Origin of the sequence: Pricia antarctica (genome assembly GCF_900101815.1) — a bacterium.
Taxonomy (GTDB): domain Bacteria; phylum Bacteroidota; class Bacteroidia; order Flavobacteriales; family Flavobacteriaceae; genus Pricia; species Pricia antarctica.
This window is the reverse complement of the sequence record NZ_FNAO01000003.1, coordinates 31597-57908: the sequence shown is the minus strand read 5'-3', so window position 1 is coordinate 57908 and position 26312 is coordinate 31597. Positions and strand designations below refer to the sequence as shown.

The window sequence follows — 26312 nt, the reverse complement described above, 5'->3', positions numbered from 1 at the left end:
CGATTTTTGTAAAATCGCTTTTGTCAGTTAATTGGTGCAACACACTGGGATCAACCTATTAAAAGCTTCCATCATTTTCAAATAAGGGCCGCTTTGCTGACAAGGAGATTATTTCAAAGTAAACGTTGGTCCTTGTATACGTTATTTCAATTTTTTGAGCATGGTCTTGATTTCTTCCAAATCATTTCGCAAGGCTTTGACTTCATCCGATAAGACTTCTTTTTCCGATTGTAATTGGTTGATTTTTTTCTCTTGCTCGATGGTATGGAGGTAGAGTTCTTCGATTTTTTCGAGGTTTTGTAGGTTCGATTCGCTTAGATTCCAAAAACCGTCCTTTTTGACCTGTTCGGCTGATTTGATGCCGGGGAGGTGGTGGTTTTTTTTGATGAAGGTTTCGATTTCTTCTAAGGTTTTGAAGTTGTAGGTTTTCTTTAGTTTGGAGGAGTCTTTAAAATATTTTTCGAATACGTAGTCCGGATGAACTATTGTAACACCGACGGTGACACTACCAGTTGTGCTAATATCTTGAGGCCCGAAATTTGGGTTTATTTTTGTTCCGTCAATAGCTGCGCCTGCATTAATATCAATATCGGTTATTGTGCCATCAAATATCTCACCTGTTTTTACGGCTCCAGATTTAATTTCTTGACTATCGACCGAATCTGCTTGTAAATCGGAAGCTGTTATCGAGTCGTCAGTTATTTGTCCTCCAAAACCACCAGATATTTCTCCGACCGACAAATCATAATTATTTCCTGTTTTTACTATTGTTATTGAACCGTCAGAAGACAACGTAGTTGTCTCTCCAGCGGCCCAGACTACATTTCCGCCGACCGTAGTTAGCACTTCCCCGTCGGTTGGTGATGGCTGTATTTTTGCAGGCGTTACATTGGCATCGGCAATGTTTGGAATAGTCACTGCATCATTAGCCAATTCAAATGCGGTAATTGCATCATTTCTTATAGTCAGAGGGTCTCCTGATGTTCCATCTCCAATAATCCTGTCGGTGTTCGTGAATACGAATCCGGCGTCAGCTGCCGGTGCCCATGCGGTGCCGTTCCATTTAAGGACCTGGTCGTTTGCGGCTCCCATGTTCGCAAGGTCCTCCGCAAGGATGGTGGCATTGGCTATCTTGGCGGAGGTCACGGCGTTCCCGGCGATGACCGTGGCGGATGTCGGCCCGGAAACCTCACCTACAAGATCGACCACGTTGAAATCGGTTCCCGTAAGAGTAAGGCCGGTACCCGGGGTATATGGGGTTCCACCCGAATCTGCTGCCGGTGCCCATTCCGTACCGTTCCATTTAAGGACCTGATCGTTCGCGGCTCCCATATCCGCAAGGTCCTCCGCAAGGATGGTGGCGTTGGCTATCTTGGCGGAGGTGACGGCGTTGCCGGCGATGACCGTGGCGGATGTCGGCCCGGAAACCTCACCTACAAGATCGACCACGTTGAAATCGGTTCCCGTAAGAGTAAGGCCGGTACCCGGGGTATATGGGGTTCCACCGGAATCTGCTGCCGGTGCCCATTCCGTACCGTTCCATTTAAGGACCTGGTCGTTCGCGGCCCCCATATCCGCAAGGTCCTCAGCAAGGATGGTGGCGTTGGCTATCTTGGCGGAGGTGACGGCGTTCCCGGCGATCACAGTTGCGGAGGTCGGCCCGGTGACCTCACCTGCAAGATCGACCACGTTGAAATCGGTTCCCGTAAGGGTAAGGCCGGTACCCGGGGTATATGGGGTTCCACCAGCATCTGCTGCCGGTGCCCAACCCGTACCGTTCCATTTAAGGACCTGATCGTTCGCGGCCCCCATGTCCGCAAGGTCCTCCGCAAGGATGGTGGCGTTTGCTATCTTGGCGGAGGTCACCGCATTCCCGGCGATCACCGTTGCGGAGGTCGGCCCGGTAACCTCCCCTGCCAAATCGTCCGCACTGAAAACGTTGTCGGTGAGCGTAATCCCGTCCCCGTCCGTATATGGGGTTCCCCCGGCGTCTGCTGCCGGCGCCCATGCGGTACCGTCCCATTTGAGGACCTGGTCGTTCGCGGCCCCCATCTGGTTCAACTTTTCCAACGTAATTGCAGCTTCGGCAATCGTCAAAACACCAGTATTGTCAATTGTGGCATCACCACTAATTGCAACGGGCTGGGCAGCGTTCGTAGCATCGCCAATCAGAAAATTACCGTCGTTTAATGGCGTGCCACCGGAAGTGATAGCCCCGTCGACATAGGATTTGGTGGCGGCATCTTGATCATCCTCTGGATTACCAATATTTTTAATAAGTAATCCGCCACCATCATTTCCCTGGGTCAAGACCTGACCCAAATCTTGATTGCCTCCGCCGCCACCGGAAGGTAAAGCATCCAACTCGTCTTTTAGCTCCTGCACAGCTGCTTGAACATTATTGCTTAGTATAGATTGATATGGAGCAAAAGGTACTTGGGCGGCCGTTTGATTGTCGGATCCCCCGCCTCCACCGCCTGAAGCCAAAGCTAAATCAATCCCGACTAAATGCGCCTCCACATCTTGGGTGATAGCGGTATAATTAATTGGATTAGTCGTAACAGGCACTTCGGCAGCGGTTGGCGCGACAACGCCGCCACCGCCTGTTGGCAAATCCGCCCAAGTAACATCAGTACCAACAGTTGTTAATATTTGTCCATCACCACCCGGTACTATGGTAAATGGATCTAATGGGGTACCGAAGCCGCTAAGGGTAATGCCATCAACTTCTTCGGTAGTTCCACCCCCGCTAGTACCAATGGTGGCAAGTTCGTATGGAGTAGCAGCTGAACCATCCCCCAATACGCTAATACTGGGTGTCGAATTAATTACGGTAGGAGCACTCCCACCGCCGCCCAGACCTGTCAAATCAATATTAAATAGGTTACCCCCTTCGGTTAGGGTCAGTATATTGCCATTCAATTCGGAAGCGGTAATAAGTTCATTCGAAATATCCCCATCCACTTCATTCTCCGCATCGATAATAAAAGGAGTACCCGCGGTTCCGTTGCCCGAAACCGTAATCCTATTTCCAGTCGGTTGTATATTAGTCTCCGAGCCATTCGAAGTAGGCAACGTGACCAAACCGCCCCCTAACGAAAGCGATAACTGGTTTCCAGATATCGATAATCCCTGAATTTCATTTCCTGCATCCGTATCCCCATCCGCAGCAATACCTGCCGTATTGGCGGCTATGGCCGTCTGCAATCCCGAATCATCATAATAGGCCCCGCCATCGGCACCTGCAACAATCGCATTATCCGCATCCCCACTGATAAGATCCGTATCCCGAATAAATCCGGTACTATTATTAAAATCCGAAAGGTCGATACTGTCGTTGTCGATGGCGTATGGGCCTACGGAGTTTTCCGCCAATTTCGTCCGGTCTACCGAACTGTTCTGTAGCTTGCCCCGCCCGATTGAACCGTTCTGGATATCGATACCGTTGATGCCGCCATCGATAATCATACTGCTGTTGATGCTACTCTTGGCGATTTCGATGTTTCCACCGTTCGGGGTAGGGGTGATGACGATAGTAGCTTGGGGGTTTACGATGGGATCCGTGGTAAGACCACCGACGGCGCCGTCACCACAAAGGTTGATCCAATCCGTACCGTTGTAGTAAAAGACACAGTCCGCCGATGTATTGTAGACCAGGGCGCCACGATTAGGTACGATATTCGACATCTGTATCGAATCGACCCGGGTAATGACCAGTACCCTTTCGGTACTTTCGAGCTCAAGCACGGAGGCCGGATCAATGGTCTGTGGATTATCGCCAATCTTTACCTGGGCCGAGGCAAAACTACCGATAAGTAGACCGATGATAAGTATTGGAAATGCAATTCGTGTTCTCATACGATACATATTAAAAAAAAGGTATAACAAAAATAAAAGTATCCATCCATAAATCTAATTAATGGGATGAAATACACTTCGGCCAAGGTAAACGGCCAATATAAATGGCTAGGTAGGTTCGGTTGGGCGGTAGTACCGGCCGCAAATTAACAAAAGTTTATCCGCTGCCGTTTTTTTTAGATCGAAACTTGTATTTTCTTTATGAACTGGATTAATTATCATTTATTATTTCCGTCATAGAAAAAACTCATCATCCTGACCATCGAAAAATCCAGTAATCCTGTTTCCAGTAATCCTGTTTAAAACAATCCAATGAAGTATATCCCTACTCTAATTTTATTTCTTTTTACCCTTACGACCGTATTTGCGCAAGATGATGGGCGCGAAGTGCTTCGTGGTGCCGTATTGTACCGCAATGTGCCGGTACCGAACCAGAACGTGATCAATATTGATACCGAAAATGCGGTGATATCGAATAATGCGGGAGAATACGCGATTCGAGTGAAAGTCGGGGATCAGCTGGCGTTTTCCGCGGTCAATTATCAGTTAAAAGTCGTAGAGATTACCGAGGCGATTCTTGAAAATGAACGTCTGGTCATCGAAGTGAACGAAAAGGTGACCGAACTAGACGAGGTGGTGGTGAGCCCCGAAAATCAGGAAAAGTTTCTCGATGCCCAGAACGCACGTTTTAAAAAGGTGGAATATGAGACCGACCGCTCCACCGAAGTGGAGAACATCGCCATAAGCCAACAGGAAAGGGGCCTACAAAACGGCATTAATTTTGTCAATATTTTCAAGGCCTTGGCGAAATCGGGTCAAAAGGATGATGCGGACAAACGGCCTCGCCTGAAAATGAGCGAGGTATTGCGGCAGGTGTACGATGATGAGTTCTTTGTGGTCGATCTGAAACTGCCACAGGACAAGATCAATGATTTTTTGTTCTATGTAGATGATGCCCATCCCGAGTATTCCTTATTATTAAAGGACAACGAGTTCGAGCTCTTGGATTTTTTGGTGAATGAAAGCAAGGCCTATCGGAAGCAGATGGAAGAGGAGTGATGCCGATACAACATATTCTGATTCCTTGTTGCCTGATCATGGCGGCTTCAGCACAGGGACAGGATTTCTTTTCGGAAAAAATGGAAGGTCGGGTCTACAGCGATGATGGCGATGTGGCCGCTACCCATGTACTCAATACGACCACTGATAGGGCTACCATTACCGATAGCGATGGCTTTTTTGCCATTTCCGTACACTTGAACGATACCTTGGTTTTTTCCGCCGTACAGTACAAACGCAAGGAAATTGTCGTCACCCTGAATCTTCTCGAAAGCAAATTAGTACTGATTCCCTTGGAAGAGGCACTTACGGAACTTGATGAGGTCGTCGTCACGCCTTACAACCTGTCGGGTGATATTGCAAGGGATCTTTCCAATCTCGATATCGAGCCCGTCGTCACGACCTCCACCCTCGGCTTGCCCAATGCCTATGTAAAACCCATCAGCAAAGCGGAAAGGGAGCTATATGCAGCGACCGCCAACCCGATAATGAGTTTAGATCCATTGATCAACACCATTACGGGTCGCAAGAAACTATTGAAAAAGCGGGTCGAACGCAATAAAATATACGCCCGTACCGAACGTGTAAGGGATTTTTATGTGGATTCCCTCTACACCACGAAATTGAAGATTCCCAAAGAAAAAATCGATGACTTTCTGTATTTCTGCGAAGTGGACCCCGATTTTCAATCCCTCGTCGATACGCATGACCGATTGGCGATTTGGGAGTTTATGCGGAAGAAGAGTTGGGTGTATCTTGAAGGTACCAAGCAATGAGATAGGGCAACTACCTACTTCGTACGCATCATTTTTGGCGGATTTTGCCGGATATCAAAACCCTAATAAAAAATCACCGTCTTATTATCATAGACCATCGTCTTCCGCTGTACATGCAACTTTACCGCGCGGGCAAGGACGATTTTCTCAAGGTCGCGGCCTTTGGTGATAAAATCGGCAATTCGGTGGGCGTGGGTAACGGTCGTTACGTCCTGTTCGATTATGGGGCCTTCGTCAAGGTTTTCAGTAACGTAGTGACTAGTGGCGCCGATGATTTTCACCCCTCTTTTGAACGCAGCGTGGTAGGGTTTGGCCCCGGCGAACGCGGGTAAGAAGGAGTGGTGGATGTTGATGATTTTATTGGGATAGTGATCAATAATCTTGGCGCTTACGATTTGCATATAACGCGCCAAAACGATAAAATCCACATCATGGGAAGCCAGTAGCTTCAGCTGCTCGTTTTCGGCATCGCCCTTGTTCGCCTTGGTAACTGGAATATGGTAAAAAGGAATTTTGAACTGTTCGGCAATCGGGCGAAGATCGGCGTGGTTGCTGACTACAAATGGGATATCCACTTCTAACTCCCCGGAACTGTAACGGCTCAACAAATCGTACAAACAGTGATTGTATTTGGATACAAAAAGGGCCATTTTCGGTAGTCTACCCGCCCGATGCATGCTCCACTGCATGGTATAACGCGCGGCCAAATTCTTTTGGAATTCCTTCTCAAAGTCGGATTCCGAAAAGAGGTCCGCATCAAAATTGCTTTCCAAACGCATAAAAAATACATTGGCCTGCTGATCGACGTGCTGATCGAGATATACAATGTTGCCACCTTTGGCATGTACAAAACCGGTTACGGCACTGATAATGCCCTGTTGATCGGGACAATGAATGAGAATGGTCGTTTTCAAGGGATGGTTTTTAATCCCAAATTTAGGACAATAAATGGAATTTGGTATAGCTTGGTGAAGATACCTGGGCCGGACTTACGTCAAATTCAGGGATGAAGTCAATTATCGGGAAGCCCCCAGTTTACTCGGCGGATAACGATCCGCGCCAAATTTTGAAGGATTTTCGGAAACTTTTGATTTCTTGACGGAGCAAGTTCAGGTATTCGATTTCCTTAACGCCATCTTTTTCCAAGCCTCTACAATACGAATTTATATTCCGTATCATGATATTGATGTAGGTAGCAATCTTCATACGCTCGTTATGGCAGGTCGTAGATTCCGCCAACGCAATTTTTTGGGGAATGAGTATCGCATCGGTCAATAGTGAATCGGCGATGTTGTCGCGATGACTGTTCGATTGGTACAGTTTCAACAGATTTTTGTTGAAAGATACGTACGAAGCGATTTCCCGGCTCATATGGCGGAGTTCAAGTGCTTTCTTATATACCGGTAAAGAACCGAAACTTTGATACGTCATTATAGATCGACAAAATGAACTCCATGTGAGTTCGTTACTACAGAATATAAAGTTACGTCGGTATTCTATATTTTATCTTTCGAATCAATAGCAAATATGTATTTTTGCTATGGATACTAACTTTATAATAACTTTTGACTTTGGATTCAACTATCGACGATTTGAACTGGAAAATATTGGACTGTTTGCAAGCGAACGCAAGGGAAACCTTCGCCAGTATCGGCCGTAAAGTAGGCCTAACACCTCCCGCCGTAGCGGAGCGGGTAAAAAAAATGGAAGATCTCGGAATCATCGAAGGGTATAAGGCCAAGGTATCCCACGCCAAAACGGGGCATCAGCTCAAGGCCATCATTACGTTGCGGGCTTTTATGGGCAAATTAAAACCTTTTCTGGCGATGGTAACGACCTATAAGGAAGTGGTCAATTGCTATCGCATCACCGGAAACGAGAATATCGTTATGGAAGTAATACTCAACGACCAGTTTCACCTCGAGGAATTTATCGATAAACTCATCCAATACGGCGAAACCCGCACGCATATTATACTTTCGAATGTCGTAACAAATGCGCCGATCGGGAAGAAAGCTCAGGCGCAAGGATCAAGTTCAAGTTCAAAAAAAGTCATGCCCTAGTATTGAAATTAACCGCGGTCAAGGTACTAATTTTGACGATTAAACGGATTTTTGGATTGAAAGTATGGGAGGCGTTCAAAAGGAGTTCACTATATTTAACTTCTGATTGATGAGAATTAACGCTCGTCTCTCGGGAAAGCGCTATGAAAATCGGAGTCCTAATCATCGGTATATTTTTTATGGGCAACTACGCCCTGTTCGGCCAGATCACGGTCGATGATTCGGGCTATACCGTTGAGCAATTGGTGCGTGACGTTCTGATCAATAGCAACTGTGCCGCGACCTCAAGCTACAGCAGTTTTACGGGTACCGAGCAGAACGTAAACGGTATCGGCTATTTTAATGCCAATGCTACGGATTTTCCCTACAAGGAAGGTATCATTCTATCGACTGGCAGGGCGAGGGACGCCCAAGGCCCCAATACGGGCATCAATGATTCGGGCACCGAAAGCTGGCCGGGCGACCAAGACCTGATAACGGTCACCAATACAGGCAACCTGTTCAATGCCACCTATATCCAGTTCGATTTTGTACCGCTTACCAATAGTATCAATTTTAATTTTCTGTTTGCTTCCGAAGAGTATCAGGAGAACTACCAGTGTACCTATTCGGACGTGTTTGCGTTTATCTTGACCGATTCCCAAGGGGTTTCGACAAATTTGGCCATCGTTCCCGGTACGGAAGAACCGGTTAGGGCAACGACTATCCGGCCTGGGATACAGGGGCAATGTGATGCCCGTAACATCGACTTTTTCGGCAAATTAAACGGTGCCAACGATCCCATATCCTTTTACGGGCAGACCGAGAGCCTGAAGGCGGAATCCCTGGTTACACCCGGGGAATCCTACACCATCAAACTTGTAATTTCCGACAATCAGGATTCCCAAGTCGATTCCGCCGTTTTTTTGGAAGCGGGCAGTTTTTCTTTGGGATATGATTTGGGGGAAGACCGAACGGTAGCCAACGGCAATCCCGCCTGTATCGGTGAGAACATCCCCTTGGATGCCACGGTAGAAGGCGTTCAGGATTATCGCTGGTACAAAGACGGAAGCGAGGTCGCGCAATGGGCGGGCAATCCGCAAGTGACACTCACGGAAAACGGACAGTACCGGGTCGATCTTATTTTTTCGGCATCCTGTATTTCCGATGGCGGTCTGACGGTGGAGTTTATAGTGCCTCCGAAAATAAATGGAAATCCGGTAGATATAACCGCTTGTGATTTAGACGGCGACGGTAGCGAAACCTTCGATTTTTCCACCAACGGAACCCGTATGATGGGTACCCAAGATTCGGCCGTTTACGGGGTCACCTATTTTGCTTCGGAAGTAGATGCCCAGAACTTTACAAATCCTATTGAAAATCCCGAAAACTACGAGGTACAGGGCACCGAAACCATATATGCGCGGCTTTCATCGGGCCAAAGTTGTTCCGAAATAGTCCCTTTTCAGTTGAAAGTCCAAGGTCTTGATTTTGAATCTTCCCTGAAAGCATCCTATATATTGTGTTTCGATGGGGAAGGTGAAAAATTGGAACCTTTACCGGTATTGGACACCGGCTTGTCCCTTTCAAAGTATATGTTTACATGGTACACAGAAACTATTTCGGAAGAAAATAGGATTACCGATGCTACCGGCCCTTCCTTCACCGCATCCGCCTTGGGCACCTATCATGTGCTCTTGCAAAACCTGGAATTCGGTTGCGAATTTTCCATTGCCACCGAAGTACTTCCATCGCAGCAGCCGGAAGTATTCGAAGTGGATTTCGTATCCGATCTATTTTCCGATAGTAACACCGTTGAAATTAAAGCGCAAGGGGAAAGCACGTATCTTTTTGCCGTTGATGATAGTGATTTCGGTACTTCGAACCGCTTTGAAGACCTCAGTGCCGGCGAGCATGTCGCCTATGTTACCGATAGCGAGAATTGCAGTGTACTTTCCGAGGACTTTTTGGTGGTGGATTTTCCCCGTTTTTTCACGCCCAATGGCGATGGCAACAACGACATCTGGCAAATTGTCGGATTTCCCGAAATCGAAAAAGCCGAAATTGCGATTTTTGACCAATACGGCACCTTATTGTACCAGTTCAATAACGGCTCCGGTTGGGACGGTACCGCCAACGACCACAGAATGCCCGCCAGTGATTACTGGTTTAGAATAGCCTATGTTAAAGACAATGTGCAGAAGGAATTTAAGAGTCACTTTTCCTTGAAACGTTAGTTTTTAAAGCTCAGAGTCTGCCGAAAACTGACTCGCCTTTCGCAATGGCAAGATTCAATCTTAAATGTATCTGGCTAGATTTTTGATGATTAAAGTACTATGAAGCAACTATTGACCGTAATCGCCCTGGGCATTAGCATTTCTTGCTCCGCCCAGCAGATGACCTTAAAAAAAGGAATCGTTATCGACTCCCTTCCCGTATCCATTAACGATACGATATCGGAGACCTTTTCGTTATATCTTCCCCAAAAATTCGAGGTTTCCTCGACTTGGCCGATACTATTCGTTTTTGATATGGATGGCCATGGCAAACAGGCCATGAGTCTCATTTCTGCGGCGGCCGAGGAGCAGGGCTATATCTTGGCGGCCTCCAACAATGTAAGGGATACCTTGCCTATTTCCGACAATATTCTGATCGCCAATAGAATGTTCAATGCCGTGACCCGATTTTTGCCGATCCATAAAGAGCGGATCTATGTCGGGGGATTTTCCGGCGGCGGTCGCTTTTCGACCTTGATACCCGCTTTTATCAAAGGGATTCAAGGTGTTTTGATCTGTGGCGCGACCGTGGCGAATACCGAGCTGCTGACCTCTAAAAATCCTTTTCACTTAATTGGTATCGTTGGTAATGAAGACTATAACTATCCCCAAATGCTGGAGACGGAGAACCTATTGAATCGCATGAAATTTCCGAACCAACTGCTGATGTTCGAAGGGGGCCATAATTGGCCCGATGCGGATATGCTGGGTAATGCCCTCGAAATATTTACCTTGGCGGCCATGGCCAAAGGCCGTATACCCAAAGACGACGCTTTTATTAATGCCAAATACGAAGAGAGTCTAACACGGGCCAACATCTTCTTCACAGCGAACAAGCCCTTAATGGCCTATAACCTTCTTGACGAAATGTTGGAAATCTATAGCCCCTTTCGAGAAATCGGTTCGATAAAGGATAGCCAAAAGACCTTGAAAAGAAGTAACATTTTCAAGACTCGCAACCGAGACCAAACGGCTATTTTATTCAAGGAAAGTTTAATAAAGGAGGATTATGTGTATTATTTGGAGGAAGACATACTGACCTATAACTATAACAACCTCGGATGGTGGAAGTACCAGATCGAAGAGATCGAAAAGTTTATCAAAAACCCCGACGAATTACAACAGCAATTGGGCAAACGCTTGAACGGCTATGTCAACGCTTTGGTCGCCGATAATATCGATATCGTGAAATCAGGAGATCCGGTCGACGGGGAAGCCTTAAATTTCCTTTGGATGTTGAAGACCGTAATCAACCCCAAAGATTATGCGAGTTACCTGAAGATCATTTCGTATAACGCCAAGGTCGACGACACGAGTACCGCCCTTTTTTATCTGGAAGAACTTTTGAAAAATGGATATACCGACAGGGCGGAACTCTATGACCTTGAAGATACCGCATTGTTACGCCTTACCCCGGAGTTCAATGACATTGTGGCAAAATATTTGAAAGCGTCCCGTTACGGGTTGGATTAAAATGGGATTTATTTTCCTGTGGCTTATACCAAGGGAAAAAAATGGAAAACAATGAAACCAACGTTATATATAGTGCTGGCAGTGATTCTGTTTTCTACCGCCTGCAAGGAGAAAAAAAAGTACCATGACAGTAAAAAGGATGAAATTACCGAGGCGCCGACCGACGCCTTGGCCGATATCCTCGAATTTCAAAAGGAGCTGAACGAAGAATACAAAGACCCCGAAACCTCGCCTTTGCCGGACCGCTATAGAAAGGACTTTGAAAGCTTGGATTTTTTCGATCCGGATACCACCTATGTCGTCCAGGCCCGATTGGTGCGTACCCCGGAATCCCTTCCCTTTGCCATGCCCACGACCACTGATAGAACCTCTAAGAACGTAGTTTATGGTATCGCCCACTTTACCCTGTTCGGAAAAAAACGGCAACTGGAAGTCTATCAAGACCAGGAATTGATGCAGCAGGAAAAGTACCGCGATTACCTGTTTCTTCCTTTTACCGATGATACCAATGATAAGGAAACCTACACCGGAGGCCGATATATCGATCTTCGCATTCCCGAGGGCGATGTCATCCGAATCGACTTTAACAAAGCGTATAATCCCTATTGCGCCTACAACAAAAAATATTCATGTCCTATTGTACCATCGATAAACGCCATAGACACAGAAATCAGGGCAGGGGTAAAGGCCTTCAAGCCGAAAGGGAAATGAAAAAACCCCGGTCAGTTTGGGGCTGACGGGGTTTTTAAGTACAACACTTAACCTGTAATTTTCTATTTTAGAAGGAATAGATGGCGGCCAGAACGAAAGAGGATAGGCTCTTCTGTGCCATCAAATCACTATCCAAGAAATTTTCGGATTCGTCGGATGCGGTATCCAATCGTAATTCCGGTTTGATTATTAAATTGCCTATGGTGGCGCTTCCCGTTAAGGTCACGGCAAAAACACTATCATCGGCCTCAGCAGTACCAATGGCCCCAAATCCATCAGTTTCCGTAAAATATTCACCCCGCAATCCAATCGTAAAATTTTCGGAGGTAGTATATTGGGGGTACAAAGCAGCACCGGCAAAGTTTCCTATGCCTTCGTCTCCGTCGAAATAAGCGGCATTAATCCCTAAGAAAAAAGATTCCGAAAGGTTAAATCCTCCGGTATAGTCTAATTCATAAGAGCCATTATCGATCAAGAGATTGAGATATTGTCCGCTATACCCCAATTGTGCACCATAGGCATACTTTCCGGTCAAATTGAGTTCTGTAATGTCCGTTTGGTTCATAACGGCCAGCATCATGCTGAAATCTTCTGACAGCGTAAAATCCGCTTTCAAACCGGTATGGCTAAAAGGTCCGTAAGAAAACAAATAGGAAGTGCTGTAGTTAAAATTGGCAACTGGAGAAATAACCTCATAGCCCAAAAACGTATTGAAATTCCCCAAAGTTAATTTTACATTATCGGAAACGTTCCAATAGCCATAAAGTTGATTGACAATATTGCCGGTGGCCGAGTAAATAGGGGAGGCAAAAATGGCATCCGTACCTCTAGGGCCAAAAACCAAATCAGCTACGAAGCCTGCTTTTTCGCCTTCATAGCCCAAAATGACGTTTGCCATTCCCAGAGCGAATCCGGGTAAATTGGCAAATGATGAACCTGGAGCTGCATTGGGCACACCATCCGGTGCTGAGTTATCCCCGTTTAAATTTGCCCGGTAGTAGGCATCGATTGAGCCGCTAATAGTGAATTTCGGTTCCGTGTCTTCCTCCTCCTGCGCAAAAATAGCTACGTTCGAAAAGAGTAGTAATCCCAATAAAACAAGATTTTTTACGTATTTTGTATATGTAATCGCTTTCATAGGTTTTGATTTAAGTTATCCACCGCAAGGCGGATGATTATTTTGAGTGATTAAAATCTGAAACGGTTATAAAACGGAGCGTTCTGCAAAACGCTCCGTTTGCTTTTTAGGTTATACTTTAATCGTTAGTGAAATCGGGATACGCATCCATACCGTGCTCGTGAATATCGAGACCTTCGACTTCCTCTTCCTTTGAAACCCGTATGCCCATAATGGCTTTTAAGGCGCTCAAAATAATCAAGGAGCATACGATACAGAAAGCACCGACGATCAAGACTCCGTACAGTTGGGTCATAAATTGACCGCCACCGGCTTTTGAGCCAAAGATACCTACGGCCAGGGTACCCCAAATACCGCAGATCAGGTGAACGGCAACAGCACCTACCGGATCGTCCAATTTAAGTTTATCGACAAGGGCTACGCCGAGTACGATGATAAGACCTGCCAAAAATCCGATGATGATGGCTTCGTTGGGTGACATAAGGTCCGCTCCCGCGGTAATACCCACTAGGCCTCCCAAAATACCGTTGAGGAACATGGTAAGGTCCAAATTCTTGTATAGAATATAGTTCAAGAGCACGGCGCCCATACCCCCGGCGGCAGCGGCCAAACTTGTGGTGACCAAGACCAAGGAAGTCAGTTCGGGATCTGCGGAAAGTACCGATCCGCCGTTAAAGCCGAACCAGCCCAACCAAAGGATCAACACCCCTGCAGTTGCCATGGGAATACTGTGACCGGGAATCGCTTTGGATTTTCCATCGTCACCGAATTTGCCAATACGGGGCCCTAATAGTGCGACGGCGACCAAAGCGGCCCATCCACCGACGGAGTGAACCAAGGTAGAACCTGCGAAATCGTAGAAGCCCCAGGCATCCAAAAAGCCGCCGCCCCATTTCCATGCCCCTACAATAGGGTATACCAGTCCCACGTAAAAGACCGTGAAAACCATAAATGCTCCGATTTTCACCCGTTCCGCGACCGCACCTGATACAATGGTAGCGGCTGTAGCTGCGAACATGCCCTGAAAGAGAAAATCGGTCCACCACGTGTAGCCTCCATCGGCATATTCGGGGGTCATTCCGTTTTCCGGGGGGGCAATTCCAAAACTATCCATTGAAAATTGGAAAATACCTGCCGATCCTTCCTCAAATCCGGGGTACATTAAATTGAAGCCCCAGGCATAGTAGAGCAGCAGTCCCGCCGTAATGATAAATATATTCTTGAATAAAATGTTGATCGTATTTTTTGATCGGGTCAATCCGATTTCCAAAAAGGAGAACCCGGTATGCATGAAGAACACCAGAGCGGTGGCGATCATCATCCATATATTGTTTGCTGTAAATAATCCTACGTCCATTTTCTTAAGGGTTTTATTGGTTGTTTTTTAGTTGATTCCTGCGTGTCCGCTTTCCTTGGTCCGGATTCTATAGGCCTCGATGACCTCGGAAACGAATATTTTACCGTCACCGACATTACCGGTCGAAGCCACCTCTAAAAGGGTATCGACCGTTCTCTGTACAAAATCGTCGGACACCACAATGGATAGGTATCGTCTTTGGATATCACTTGTACTATAGGAAATACCCCGGTACACGTGCCCTTGTTTTTCATTCCCCACTCCCGTTACGTCCCAATAGGTGAAGAAGTTGACCTCGATGCGATGCAAGGCCTCTTTGACCTCGTCGAACTTGGATTTTCTGATAATTGCCTCGATTTGTTTCATTTGTTTGATTTATGTTAAGAGCGCCAAATGTATGTTAATTAAAATATACCCCATAAAAAATTAGGGGTATTGATTCCATTTTTATAGTATTAATAATTTATACCCTTGAAATTTTGGGGTATTCTATTATTAAATGATTAAAAAAATGATATTGAATATCAAACTTTTTAAATGTTGGACGACTTGGAGAATAAAATATGAAGTGAATTGTGGTAAATTGGCGGGGTTCATCTGTTACATAACACATGGCAGTGAACGCTCAATTGATTTCCCATACTATCTGGAATCGGTATAGAGTCAACCCAATTACAAAGAAAAAATGGATAATCGGTTGTTTTTAAAGGACTTTCGCCAGCCAAAGGCCGAATGCGACGGCCGCTATGCCGACGACGATACTACTAATAAGGTAGAAGGAAAAATGAAAAAGCTCACCCGCAGTTAAAAGGGCGTGTTTTTCAAAGGCAAAAGTGGAAAAAGTGGTAAAGCCCCCGCAGAAGCCGGTGGCCAGTATCAAAATCTGATTTTCGGAGAGGTAATTGCCCTTGAACGAAAGGCCCAATATGAGGCCAATGAATAGACAGCCCAAAATGTTGACCAGAAAAGTACCAAGGTAAAAATATGCAAAATAAGTATTGAAAGACTTGGAGATAAGATATCGCAATACACTTCCTATTCCGCCCCCGATAAAAACGAGCAACCATTGTTTCATCGGTGCAAATTAAGAAAATAAAATGGGTATCCTACAGCGATTTAATAGATACGCCCTTAGGTTATATTTCGGAAAAAGCAGTGTATTTAAACCGCCTTCTTGATTTTGGAAGAAAAATTCTGCAAACGATAGACCTTTGAGGATCTGGTTTTAGATACGGTGTCGTTGGATTTTTTTCGTCCGTTGGACGTACCTGAAAGACTGAATACCATGAAGACGGCATTTGCCCCGACCAAGATTAGAAGTATAGTAAAAAAACTTAACATGTGTTTGCCCCTTTTATAAACAACGCAAAAATACGTTATTTGGTATAATATACGAGACAAACTTAATTATTGTTGTCACTGCTGCGTTTTTTTTATATCCGCAAAACTAGGTCTAGTTTTTAAGTAGGTATTTTATAACAAACAAGATAAGAATGAAAGCTATAAAGGCCATAGCGACCCACTGCACTCCTTTATAATTTTTTTTGTGCAGTTTTTTATCCTTTTTATAGCTAAAAATGATAATGGCGATAAAGCTGATCGCAAAAAGTAGGGCGAAAATGAGTTGTCCGGTACTGAACATAAAATGGATGTTTTAGCAAAATTAAGGTTTCCAAACGGTATAGCAGATTAAAACTGACCTCAGGTACATCTCAAATCAATCCCCTCTTGTTTCCAATCACTCTCCTCTTGTTTCCGAGCGGATAATTTCGTTCATTGTGAACCTATAGAAGCTAAATATTTCGATATGAAAAACAAAATAAGTGCGGTAGAACTGTTCCATACATCTTTCGGACTTGGTGTTTCCGAAACGATGCGGGCCGATTTGGGCGCCGCAAAAAACACACTACGCTTTAACTTAATGGACGAGGAGAACAAAGAGTATCTTGAGGCCTCCAATAATGATGATCTAGTGGAAGTAGCGGACGCCTTGGGCGATATGCTTTACATCTTATGCGGTACGATTCTCGAGCACGGCATGCAGCACAAGATCGAAGAAGTTTTTACCGAAATCCAGCGTAGCAATATGAGCAAACTGGGGGCCGACGGCAAACCCATTTACCGTGAGGACGGTAAAGTGTTAAAAGGCCCCAACTATTTTAAACCGGATATTTTAGGCGTTTTGAAGCGGTAAGAGCATATGTAAACACCCAATAATCCTACATCGATATCAAATTTGCGGATCTGGGGGTTTAAATCACGAAGTTTTCAGTTTAAACCCCATGCCGCCATCCAAAAAGATCTTCTGCGCGATTGTACTGAATATCGATAATTCGTTTTTTAAGTCGTGAGGCAAAACTGCTTTCGAGTTCGGGTAGGTCATAGTCCACTTCCCGATAACCAAAAGTAGCTATGGGCGATATCACCGCGGCGGTACCGGCACCGAACATTTCTTTCAAGCTGCCGTTTTTGGCCGCTTCGACCACTTCGCCGACGGTTATTTTGCGCACTTCGGTGGTTATACCTTCGTCTTCGGCGATTGGTAGAATGCTTTTCCGGGTGATGCCATCCAATATACGGTCGCTGATCGGTGCTGTGATCAAGGTATCGTTGATGCGTACAAAAATGTTCATAGCCCCGGCTTCTTCGATAAACTCGTGATTGTGGTCATCCGTCCAAATGACTTGTTGATATCCTTTTTTTACGGCCAGTTGCGTCGGAAAGAACTGTCCCGCATAATTACCGCCCGCTTTGGCAAAACCTACGCCACCGTTGGCCGATCGAGAATATTTTTCCTCGATAAGCACCTTTACTTTTCCCGAAAAATAGGGGCCGGAAGGAGCTAGGCAGATAATAAATTTGTACTCATCGGCGGGCGAGGCGTGGAAGCCTTTTCCCGTAGCGAAGATAAAAGGGCGAATGTACAAGGCGCTACCTTCTTTTTTGGGTATCCAATTTTCATCTAGTTTTATGAGTTGCTTTAACCCATCCATAAAAAATTCTTCGGGCAGTTCGGGTATGGCCATCCTTTTGGCTGAAATATTCAAACGTTTATGGTTTTCAAGCGGACGGAAGAGCCAAATTTTTTCATCGGCATCTTTGTAGGCTTTCATCCCTTCGAAGATGGACTGTCCATAATGAAATATCTTTGCGGAAGGTTCCAAACTAATGGCCTGATATGGCATTATTTGGGGAACTTCCCAAGCGCCATTTCGGTAATCGCAGACTAGCATATGATCGGTAAACACGCTTCCGAACGCCAGATTGTCAAAATCTACCTGATCTATTTTCGTTTTTTCCGTTTTTTCGATACTGATATTTTGCATGGTCGTCTCCATAATTTTGTTTTGAAGGATTAAAATTACGCATTCTTACCAATTCCTTCTTCCTTTTTCGTTCAAAAATGTCCAATTTTGTAGCAACTTTGTAACAGCCCAATACGTTTTGAGGGACATGAAACGGAAAATAATCACAACCGCCGACGGCTCAAAAACCATTCAAATCGAAGAATGGGACGAGCAGTACCATTCCAAACACGGAGCGGTACAAGAAGCCTATCACGTATTTATCGAACACGGACTTTCCCTGTTCCCCCATCGTAAAATTGCCATTCTGGAAATTGGTTTCGGCACCGGTCTGAACGCTTTCATCACCTTTTTGGAGGCTAAAAAACTAGATATTTCGGTACAATATACGGGAGTGGAAGCCTATCCCATTTCCGTCGCGGAACTACAACAGCTCAATTATGTTTCCGAATTGAAAGCGGAAGGGTATGCCGCCGAATTTCTTAGGATGCACGAAGACCCCTGGGAGAAAAATTTCAGAATTTCATCGGATTTTAGCCTACAAAAACAACGAAAGGATTTTTCCCGTATCGAGGATGAAAATCGGTACGATCTAATCTATTTCGATGCCTTCGGAGCTCGGGTTCAACCCGAACTATGGACGGAAGACATCTTCTCAAAAATGTACCGTGCCCTTAACAGGAATGGCGTACTGACCACCTACGCCGCAAAGGGAAGTGTACGTCGTGCCATGCAATCGGTCGGGTTTACCGTCGAACGCTTGCCCGGCCCGCCCGGAAAACGAGAAATGCTTCGGGCCAAGAAATAAATCGTACTTGCATCTGCATATTTACGGTCGAATCCGACTATATTCTTAACATAAGGTTAAGCAATACGGCATAATGCCAAGCAATACTGTTAAATCCGAATTAAATGGCAATTTCATGGTACTGAGAAGGCTTACCTTTGAACTATGAGAATTTTGATTACAGGTGCAACCGGACTGGTAGGCAATGAAATTGTCAGACAATGTCAGGCTCGTAAGATATCGGTCAATTATTTGACGACCAGCAAAGACAAAATGGTTACCAAACCGGATTATCATGGATTCTACTGGAATCCGGATTCGGGGGTAATCGATGAAGCATGTTTTGAAGGCGTTACCGCCATTATCAATCTGGCCGGGGCGAGCATTTCAAAAAGATGGACTACCCATAACAAAAAGGAAATTCTCTCAAGCAGGGTCAATACACTTCGCACTTTGCACAGGGCGCTTAAAAAACAAAAGACCTTAAAACCGGGCAATTATAAGGCGATAACCTCATTTGTTTCTGCCTCTGCTATCGGGGTCTATCCCGATTCCCTTTCAAGTTATTATACCGAGATCGAAAAGAAAATCGACGATAGTTTTTTGGGCGAGGTTGTTGAGGTCTGGGAGAAGGAAGCCGATGCCTTTAATGACTTTGATTTCAGTGTCGCAAAAGTTAGAATCGGTCTCGTAATGTCATCGGATGGCGGTGCGCTGCCCGAAATGGCAAAACCGGTCAAAAATTACGTGGGTGCCGCTTTTGGCAGTGGGGAGCAATGGCAATCCTGGATCCATGTTTCGGATCTGGCACGCATGTTTCTCTTTACCGTCGAAAATGCGCTCATTGGGATATTTAACGGTGTAGGTCCCAATCCCGTTACGAACAACCGATTGGTCAAAGAAATCGCCAAGGCAGTCGATAGACCTTTGTTCCTTCCCAATATCCCGAAATTTGTAATGAAGACCATTCTCGGTGAGATGGCCTATCTTCTTTTTGCGAGCCAAAGGGTCAGTTGTAAAAAAATAGAGGAGGAAGGATTTATCTTTACTTATCCCAATGTTTGCGTGGCCCTCAAGGAAATTTACGGCAACGGGCAAAATGAAAACGCATCGGATGTTGTTTATAATAAGGAATATAGCTCTTAGTGCATGTTACGGCCAATGCAAACTGAAAACCGGTAGTTTGACGAAGCAGGGTTTTTGAACACGCTCTTGATTAGAAAGTAACTAATAAATAGTACCACTATAGCGTCCCTCACTTTGGGATGCTTTTTTTATAGATACCATTATCTATAAGCGTTCGGAAAATGGGATACCGACAAGTGCAACTGCCCAGCGTCCATTTCTTTTTATGCCATTTTGACATTTTCACCGAATTGGCAGTACTTTTGCCAATCTAAACATCAGTATTCAAGAATTTAACGGCAAAACACACATGAGTGAAAAAGATATAACAGAGGATTTTGACGAACAGATGGACGAGGATTTGTTGGATGACGAAATGGAGATGAACGTGGAATCCCCTGAAACTCCCGAGCAAGACGAACTCACCGAGGAAGAACAGTTGCGTGATGATTTGGCCAAGGAAAAGGATAAGTTTCTTCGCCTTTTTGCTGAGTTTGAAAATTTTAAGAGACGTACATCCAAAGAACGGATGGATATGTTTAAGACCGCAGGCCAGGAAGTCATTACTTCGCTATTGCCGGTTTTAGACGATTTTGACCGCGCCCTAAAGGAATTGGCCAAATCTAAGGATAAAGAGATGTTCAAGGGAGTGGAATTGATTCGGGTTAAATTACGCGAAACCCTTAGGTCGAAAGGTCTTGAGGAAGTGGAAGTCAAGGTGGGGGATTCATTTGATGCCGAGGTACACGATGCCATTACGCAGATACCGGCTCCCGACAAAAAAATGAAGGGTAAGGTTGTCGATGTTATCGAACGTGGCTTTAAGCTCGGCGAACGTATCATCCGCCATCCTAAAGTAGTGGTAGGGAAATAGCATTTTTTTGCGAATTTATACTGCTGCCGGTTTTAGTGCGTTACGATCGATACTCGAGAGCAGGGCAGCAACCAAACAATAAGAATGAAGGAAGATTATTACGACATATTGGGCATTACCAAAAATGCCTCCGCGGCAGAAATTAAAAAGGCCTACCGCAAAAAGGCCTTGAAGTACCATCCGGATAAAAATCCCGGGGATGCCAGTGCCGAGGACATGTTCAAAAAATCGGCGGAAGCTTACGAAGTATTGAGTAATGCCGATAAAAAGGCACGATACGACCAATTCGGCCATGCCGCATTTCAAGGTGGTGGTGGTTTCGGAGGGGGCGGTATGAACATGGACGATATTTTCAGCCAATTCGGCGATATCTTCGGGAGTGCATTTGGCGGCGGTGGAGGCGGCTTTAGTGGTTTCGGCGGTTTTGGTGGCGGTGGTCAACCAAGGGTCAAGGGAAGTAATTTGCGCATTCGCGTAAAACTTTCCCTAAAGGAAGTCGCCAACGGGGTCGAAAAAAAGGTCAAGGTCCGCCGGAAGGTCCAGGCCGAGGGTGTAACCTATACCACATGCAGTACCTGCAACGGTCGCGGGCAGGTAACCAAGATTACGAATACCATTTTAGGTCGTATGCAGACAGCGGCCACTTGTAGTACCTGTGGGGGAAGTGGGCAGATTTTGGATAAAAAACCCAATGATGCCGATGCACAGGGCATGAAGATGGTCGAAGAGACCGTATCGATCAAGATACCTGCGGGCGTGGAGGAAGGCATGCAGCTGAAAGTTCCCGGAAAGGGCAACGACGCCCCGGGCAACGGTGTTCCCGGCGACCTTTTAGTGGCCATGGAGACCGAAATCCACGATACGTTGAAGCGTGAAGGTGATAATTTGCATTACGATCTGTACGTCAGTATTTCGGATGCCGTGTTGGGCATTTCAAAGGAGATAGATGCCGTAGAGGGCAAGGTGCGCATTAAGCTGGAACCGGGCATCCAATCCGGTAAAATCTTACGCCTGCGTGGAAAAGGTATCTCAAGTATCAATGGTTACGGTACCGGAGATTTATTGGTACACGTCAATGTATGGACGCCCAAAGAGCTGAACAAAGAACAAAAGGAATTTTTCGAGCGTATGCAGGGCGACGATAATTTCGAGCCCAAGCCCGAGAAATCCGATAAATCTTTCTTTGAAAAGGTCAAGGATATGTTCTCTTGACGAACTTGGCTTGAGTTCAGATGAAAATCGTAGGTAAAAGAGAAACTCAAGACGAGTCGGACTTGCTCTTCCACAGATTTTTTCGAAAAACTTTTATTTCTAAATAAAAACCGTATATTTGAAATTGATATTGGGAAACCAATATTAATTTTCTTTTTCATAGCAATTTTTTTTCCCATCCTTGAATTCGTTTAAGGGTGGGTTTTTGTTTTAATGCCATATCTTTGGAAAAATTGCTTGCATGAACAACATTTTGGTTACGAAGGAAGTCACCAAACGCTACGGGGGGCACACCGCCCTTGATAAGGTTTCATTGGAAATCCCTAAAAATAGTATCTACGGCCTTTTAGGCCCCAACGGTGCCGGAAAGACGACGCTTATTCGAATTATTAACCAGATTACCTTTCCTGACCAAGGCGAGGTCTATTTCGATGGCGAACTTTTAAAACCCCAACATATTGCCATGATAGGCTATTTGCCAGAGGAAAGAGGTTTGTACAAATCGATGAAAGTAGGGGAGCAGGTGCTGTATTTGGCACAGTTGAAGGGGCTCTCGAAATCAGAGGCACAAAAACGCCTGAAATTTTGGTTCGAACGTCTAGAAATAGGAGATTGGTGGAACAAAAAGATTCAAGAACTTTCCAAGGGTATGGCCCAGAAGATTCAGTTTATAGTAACCGTACTTCACGAACCCAAACTTCTTATTTTTGACGAGCCTTTCAGTGGTTTCGACCCCATCAATGCTAATATTATTAAGGATGAGATTCTACGATTGAAGGAAAACGGTACCTCAATCATATTTTCGACCCACAGAATGGAATCGGTAGAAGAGCTTTGCGAATATATCGCCCTGATTCACCGTTCGGAAAAAATATTGGACGGAAAGCTTTCCGATATCAAAAGGGCCTATAAGAACAATATTTACCAGGTGGGGCTTGAAACCGACAACGGCGATATGATTTTGAAAGAGTTGGCCGACAAATTCGATATTAGCTCATCAAAGTACAATATAGGGGAGAAGCAGCTTGATTTTACGGTACAGCTTCCCGACAGCAACTCCGGGTCGGTACTGAATTACCTTTCTACCAAGGCGAATATCAACCATTTTGTGGAAACCATTCCCTCGGCCAGCGAAATTTTTATCCAAACGGTACAAAGCAAGGGTATCCATGAATAAACTGCCACTTATCATAAAGCGGGAATATCTGGCCAAGGTGCGTAACAAGTCCTTCGTGATCATGACCTTTTTAAGTCCCATTTTAATGGTCGCCATGGTAGTACTTATCGCCTATTTGACCAAGATCAACGATGGCGAAAAGCGAATTATTGGCCTTTTGAACGAAAGCGACTATTTCACACATGAATTTTTGATGAGCGAGGGTACCTCATATGTGCACTTTAGCGATATTTCTTTGGAGGCCGCAAAAGATTCTACGGCAAATCAAGGCTATTACGGCTTGCTCTACATTCCCAACGGAAAAGATCTGGAAAAAGTGGCTGAGGGATCGTTTCTTTATACAAAGGATGCTCCCAATACGGATGTTCTAGATAGGCTGGATGGTATTTTTCAACAGCGATTGCGACAGGAACGTTTGCAAAAAATGGGTGTTTCTACTACTGATTTTGAGTCGATCGACAGTCGTTTCGAAATCAATACGGCCACCTACGACGGCGATTTGAACATCAAGGGTATCAATGAAATAAAAGCCTTTATTGGAGGTGGGTTCGGTTATTTGATCATGATGTTCATAATCATCTATGGCGGTTTTGTAATGCGCAGCGTTATCGAAGAAAAGACCAGCCGGATCATTGAAGTCATCATATCTTCGGTAAAACCCTTCGAACTGATGTTGGGCAAGATTATAGGTACTTCTTTGGCTGGGGTTACCCAGTTCGCGATCTGGATCGTTTCAGGCGGACTGTTATTGATCGTGGCCTTTGCCATATTCGACATCGATCCTTCTTCCATGAACAGTGGGGCCGCGGTCGGGGCTAATTTTGGTCCACCGATTCCGACTGCCGATCAGACCCTACAAATCTATGCCCAGGAACTTTTCAAGATTCCTTGGGCGATGTTGATTACCTTTTTTCTGATCTATTTTATTTTGGGCTATTTGATCTATAGTTCCATTTATGCGGCCATCGGAGCAGCGGTGGATAATGAAACGGATACGCAACAGTTTATCTTTCCCATTATCCTTCCTTTAATGTTGGCTATTTATGTCGGGTTCTTTTCGGTATTCAGCAATCCTAATGGTCCCATAGCTGTTGGGTTTTCCCTTTTTCCATTGACCTCTCCCATCGTTATGCTTATGCGTTTACCCGGGGGTATTGGTGAGGGCGGGGTGCCGATTTGGGAACTGGTGACCTCCATCCTCTTATTAATAATTACTTTTATCGGAATTGTATGGCTCGCCGCTAAAATATACAGGGTAGGCATCTTGATGTACGGCAAAAAGCCCACCTATAAAGAATTGTTCAGGTGGTTAAAATACTGATGATGGGCCAAGAAGATATGAGCAAGGTAGAAGAGTTTGTCGAGAAGGATATCTGGGGCGCTATAAAGGAGTTTCTCGGTTTGGGACTTAGTTTTGGGGAAGGCGATAATAAAATTAATATTACCATAGGTCTATTAGTGGCATTGGTTATCGCTTTTTTTGTTACCGCTTTTCTGCTGAAGTGGTTGCGGCATCTGTTGACCCGGAAAATGGATAGTGACGATAAGCTGAAGTTCATCAGTTTTTTCAAGTTCATCAGATATTCCGTCTATGTTGCCGTAATCGTAATTACCATGAGTTCGGCAGGTATCGATATTACCCTGTTGCTTACGGCATCCGCAGTATTGTTCGTCGGTCTAGGGCTTGCGCTTCAAGATATTTTTAAGGATATTCTGGGCGGTATTTTTATCATTACGGACAAATCGCTCCACGTAGGCGATATCGTCGAGGTCGACGGGAGGGTGGGCAAGGTTTTCGAAATCAAGTTGAGAACGACCAGGGCCATAACCCGCGACGACAAGGTAGTCGTTATTCCCAATCATCATTTTATCACCAACATCATTTACAACTACACCCAGAATCACAAAATGACCCGGGAAAAGATACTTATAGGTGTTGCCTACGGTAGTGACGTAGCATTGGTCACCAAAATTCTGGAATCTATCGCAAAGAACCATAAAACCGTCCTCAAAAACCCGAAACCTTTTGTGCAGTTCGATGATTTTGGGGATTCTGCCCTGCTATTTTCCCTGAACTTTTATATCAATGATAGCTTTAGCGATCCGCGATTAAAAAGTGAGATGCGGTATGAAATCGACGCTAAGTTCAGGGAAAATAGAGTTAGCATTCCTTTCCCACAGAGAGATGTGCATATATTTCAATCCGGGCCGTTCGAACACCGAAATGCCATTAATAAAGCCGATACGAAATGAAGATTCGAAGAAGATTAAAATACGTTTGTTTCTGGGCGGGCTCTTTATGGACGGTTTGCGGAGTTGCGCAAACTCCCGATATTTTCAGGGCAGAATATATGATGATGCCCAGAAACGATCAAGGAGCCAAATTATCACGTATAAAACTGGTGGTGAACGTGCCCATTACCTTAAAAGATTCAAGTAACATCATCATCGGGGGCGAGTACAACCGTTTGGACTACGGGCTTCGTCGTGACGGAATTCCCAGTGGGGTAGAGGGGCTGCGGCATTTGCACGTCGCCGACTTCAATTTGGCCTATGTGTATCGGTACAATGAATTTTGGCGAATTATTGGCGTCGTGACCCCGCGCTTATCTTCCACTTTAGGTCAACCGATAGGAAAGGGAGATATCTCCTTTAATGTGACGGCCGGAGTGCTTAGAGAAAAGAAACACGTCGATAAGCCTTCTAAATTGGTATTAGGTATCGCCTACAATTCAACGGTCGCCCTTAGAGTGCCGCTGCCGATCGTATATTATGAAAAACGTTTTCATGAGCATTGGACCTATGTGATAGGCGCACCAAAAACGGCTATTAAATATCATTTCAACGAAAAACACCAATTGCAGTCCGAATTCATATTGGACGGGTATTATGTAAACCTCCAGAATTCCATCGTGCTTCCCGGCGGCGGGGCGGCAACATCGATTTCATCCTCTGCCGCCTTGGCTACTTTGGGATACCAGTACGCCATCCAGAAATCCATGTTCCTCTATATTTACGGGGGTCATACCCTGTTTCAAACAGGCGTTTTGAGGAATTCGGATAGAGACGATATTTTTACTTTGAACGACGGTCCCAGTTTTTATATGAGGGCCGGGTTTCGGATAGGACTTTAAAAAAAACG

Annotated in this window: 24 protein-coding genes; 15 read left to right on the top strand and 9 right to left on the bottom strand. The window is 45.2% G+C overall.

Annotated elements, in window-relative coordinates:
- Nucleotides 1-141 precede the first annotated feature (141 nt).
- Nucleotides 142-3858: a beta strand repeat-containing protein gene (locus BLT07_RS05470; RefSeq protein WP_091866607.1), complete on the bottom strand. Its 3717-nt coding sequence runs from the start codon at nt 3856-3858 to the stop codon at nt 142-144.
- A 312-nt stretch (nt 3859-4170) separates the two neighbouring features.
- On the opposite strand from BLT07_RS05470, the gene BLT07_RS05465 reads away from it, so the two are divergent.
- Nucleotides 4171-4917, top strand: a complete 747-nt coding sequence (locus tag BLT07_RS05465) for a carboxypeptidase-like regulatory domain-containing protein (RefSeq protein ID WP_091866605.1) — start codon at nt 4171-4173, stop codon at nt 4915-4917.
- Nucleotides 4917-5693, top strand: a complete 777-nt coding sequence (locus BLT07_RS05460) for a carboxypeptidase-like regulatory domain-containing protein (RefSeq protein ID WP_175455266.1) — start codon at nt 4917-4919, stop codon at nt 5691-5693. The genes BLT07_RS05465 and BLT07_RS05460 overlap by 1 nt, the downstream gene beginning before the upstream one ends.
- 62 nt (nt 5694-5755) lie before the next feature.
- Here BLT07_RS05460 and purU read toward each other — a convergent pair whose 3' ends face one another.
- Together purU and BLT07_RS05450 are read right to left on the bottom strand one after the other, a co-directional pair.
- The gene (gene purU, locus BLT07_RS05455) at nt 5756-6607 is read right to left on the bottom strand and encodes a formyltetrahydrofolate deformylase (protein WP_091866603.1); all 852 of its coding nucleotides are present in this window, start codon (nt 6605-6607) and stop codon (nt 5756-5758) included.
- Nucleotides 6608-6728: 121 nt separating this feature from the next.
- Nucleotides 6729-7124 carry a hypothetical protein gene (locus tag BLT07_RS05450; protein WP_091866601.1) on the bottom strand — a complete coding sequence of 132 codons (396 nt, stop codon included), beginning with the start codon at nt 7122-7124 and terminating at the stop codon, nt 6729-6731.
- A gap of 140 nt (nt 7125-7264) precedes the next feature.
- Between BLT07_RS05450 and BLT07_RS05445 the strand changes: the two genes are divergently transcribed.
- From BLT07_RS05445 to BLT07_RS05430, 4 genes are all read left to right on the top strand, one after another.
- Nucleotides 7265-7756 carry an Lrp/AsnC family transcriptional regulator gene (locus tag BLT07_RS05445; RefSeq protein WP_091867323.1) on the top strand — a complete coding sequence of 164 codons (492 nt, stop codon included), beginning with the start codon at nt 7265-7267 and terminating at the stop codon, nt 7754-7756.
- Nucleotides 7757-7899: 143 nt separating this feature from the next.
- Nucleotides 7900-9972 carry a T9SS type B sorting domain-containing protein gene (locus BLT07_RS05440; RefSeq protein ID WP_091866599.1) on the top strand — a complete coding sequence of 691 codons (2073 nt, stop codon included), beginning with the start codon at nt 7900-7902 and terminating at the stop codon, nt 9970-9972.
- Nucleotides 9973-10071: 99 nt separating this feature from the next.
- A complete protein-coding gene (locus BLT07_RS05435; RefSeq protein WP_091866597.1) occupies nt 10072-11484 on the top strand; it encodes an alpha/beta hydrolase in 1413 nt (470 codons plus the stop codon).
- 51 nt (nt 11485-11535) lie between these two features.
- A complete protein-coding gene (locus BLT07_RS05430; protein ID WP_091867321.1) occupies nt 11536-12195 on the top strand; it encodes a DUF1684 domain-containing protein in 660 nt (219 codons plus the stop codon).
- 67 nt (nt 12196-12262) lie between these two features.
- On the opposite strand, the gene BLT07_RS05425 is transcribed toward BLT07_RS05430, so the two are convergent.
- The 5 genes from BLT07_RS05425 to BLT07_RS05400 form a co-directional block, all read right to left on the bottom strand.
- Nucleotides 12263-13333, bottom strand: a complete 1071-nt coding sequence (locus BLT07_RS05425; RefSeq protein ID WP_091866595.1) for an outer membrane beta-barrel protein — start codon at nt 13331-13333, stop codon at nt 12263-12265.
- 118 nt (nt 13334-13451) lie between these two features.
- Nucleotides 13452-14690, bottom strand: coding sequence for an ammonium transporter (locus tag BLT07_RS05420; RefSeq protein WP_091866593.1), 1239 nt, complete (start codon nt 14688-14690; stop codon nt 13452-13454).
- A gap of 27 nt (nt 14691-14717) precedes the next feature.
- Nucleotides 14718-15056 (bottom strand): P-II family nitrogen regulator, encoded by a 339-nt coding sequence (locus BLT07_RS05415; protein WP_091866591.1) that lies wholly within the window; start codon nt 15054-15056, stop codon nt 14718-14720.
- Between the two features lie 337 nt (nt 15057-15393).
- A complete protein-coding gene (crcB, locus tag BLT07_RS05410) occupies nt 15394-15765 on the bottom strand; it encodes a fluoride efflux transporter CrcB (protein WP_091866589.1) in 372 nt (123 codons plus the stop codon).
- Nucleotides 15766-16143: 378 nt separating this feature from the next.
- A complete protein-coding gene (locus BLT07_RS05400; protein ID WP_091866585.1) occupies nt 16144-16332 on the bottom strand; it encodes a hypothetical protein in 189 nt (62 codons plus the stop codon).
- Nucleotides 16333-16497: 165 nt separating this feature from the next.
- Between BLT07_RS05400 and BLT07_RS05395 the strand changes: the two genes are divergently transcribed.
- A complete protein-coding gene (locus BLT07_RS05395) occupies nt 16498-16884 on the top strand; it encodes a pyrophosphohydrolase domain-containing protein (protein WP_091866583.1) in 387 nt (128 codons plus the stop codon).
- Nucleotides 16885-16963: 79 nt separating this feature from the next.
- Here BLT07_RS05395 and BLT07_RS05390 read toward each other — a convergent pair whose 3' ends face one another.
- Nucleotides 16964-18028 (bottom strand): branched-chain amino acid aminotransferase, encoded by a 1065-nt coding sequence (locus tag BLT07_RS05390; RefSeq protein ID WP_091866581.1) that lies wholly within the window; start codon nt 18026-18028, stop codon nt 16964-16966.
- A gap of 115 nt (nt 18029-18143) precedes the next feature.
- On the opposite strand from BLT07_RS05390, the gene mnmD reads away from it, so the two are divergent.
- From mnmD to BLT07_RS05350, 8 genes are all read left to right on the top strand, one after another.
- Nucleotides 18144-18803 (top strand): tRNA (5-methylaminomethyl-2-thiouridine)(34)-methyltransferase MnmC2, encoded by a 660-nt coding sequence (gene mnmD, locus BLT07_RS05385; protein WP_091866579.1) that lies wholly within the window; start codon nt 18144-18146, stop codon nt 18801-18803.
- 144 nt (nt 18804-18947) lie between these two features.
- Nucleotides 18948-19928, top strand: coding sequence for a TIGR01777 family oxidoreductase (locus tag BLT07_RS05380; protein WP_091866577.1), 981 nt, complete (start codon nt 18948-18950; stop codon nt 19926-19928).
- A 289-nt stretch (nt 19929-20217) separates the two neighbouring features.
- Complete coding sequence (locus tag BLT07_RS05375) at nt 20218-20781, top strand: nucleotide exchange factor GrpE (protein WP_091866575.1); 564 nt, start codon at nt 20218-20220, stop codon at nt 20779-20781.
- A gap of 84 nt (nt 20782-20865) precedes the next feature.
- Complete coding sequence (gene dnaJ, locus BLT07_RS05370) at nt 20866-21993, top strand: molecular chaperone DnaJ (protein WP_091866573.1); 1128 nt, start codon at nt 20866-20868, stop codon at nt 21991-21993.
- Nucleotides 21994-22234: 241 nt separating this feature from the next.
- On the top strand, nt 22235-23170 hold the full coding sequence (locus tag BLT07_RS05365; protein ID WP_091866572.1) for an ABC transporter ATP-binding protein: 936 nt from the start codon (nt 22235-22237) through the stop codon (nt 23168-23170).
- Nucleotides 23163-24491 (top strand): ABC transporter permease, encoded by a 1329-nt coding sequence (locus tag BLT07_RS05360; protein WP_091866570.1) that lies wholly within the window; start codon nt 23163-23165, stop codon nt 24489-24491. The genes BLT07_RS05365 and BLT07_RS05360 overlap by 8 nt, the downstream gene beginning before the upstream one ends.
- A 2-nt stretch (nt 24492-24493) precedes the next feature.
- Nucleotides 24494-25423: a mechanosensitive ion channel family protein gene (locus BLT07_RS05355; RefSeq protein WP_091866568.1), complete on the top strand. Its 930-nt coding sequence runs from the start codon at nt 24494-24496 to the stop codon at nt 25421-25423.
- A complete protein-coding gene (locus tag BLT07_RS05350) occupies nt 25420-26304 on the top strand; it encodes a DUF6268 family outer membrane beta-barrel protein (RefSeq protein WP_091866566.1) in 885 nt (294 codons plus the stop codon). The genes BLT07_RS05355 and BLT07_RS05350 overlap by 4 nt, the downstream gene beginning before the upstream one ends.
- Nucleotides 26305-26312: the final 8 nt, after the last annotated feature.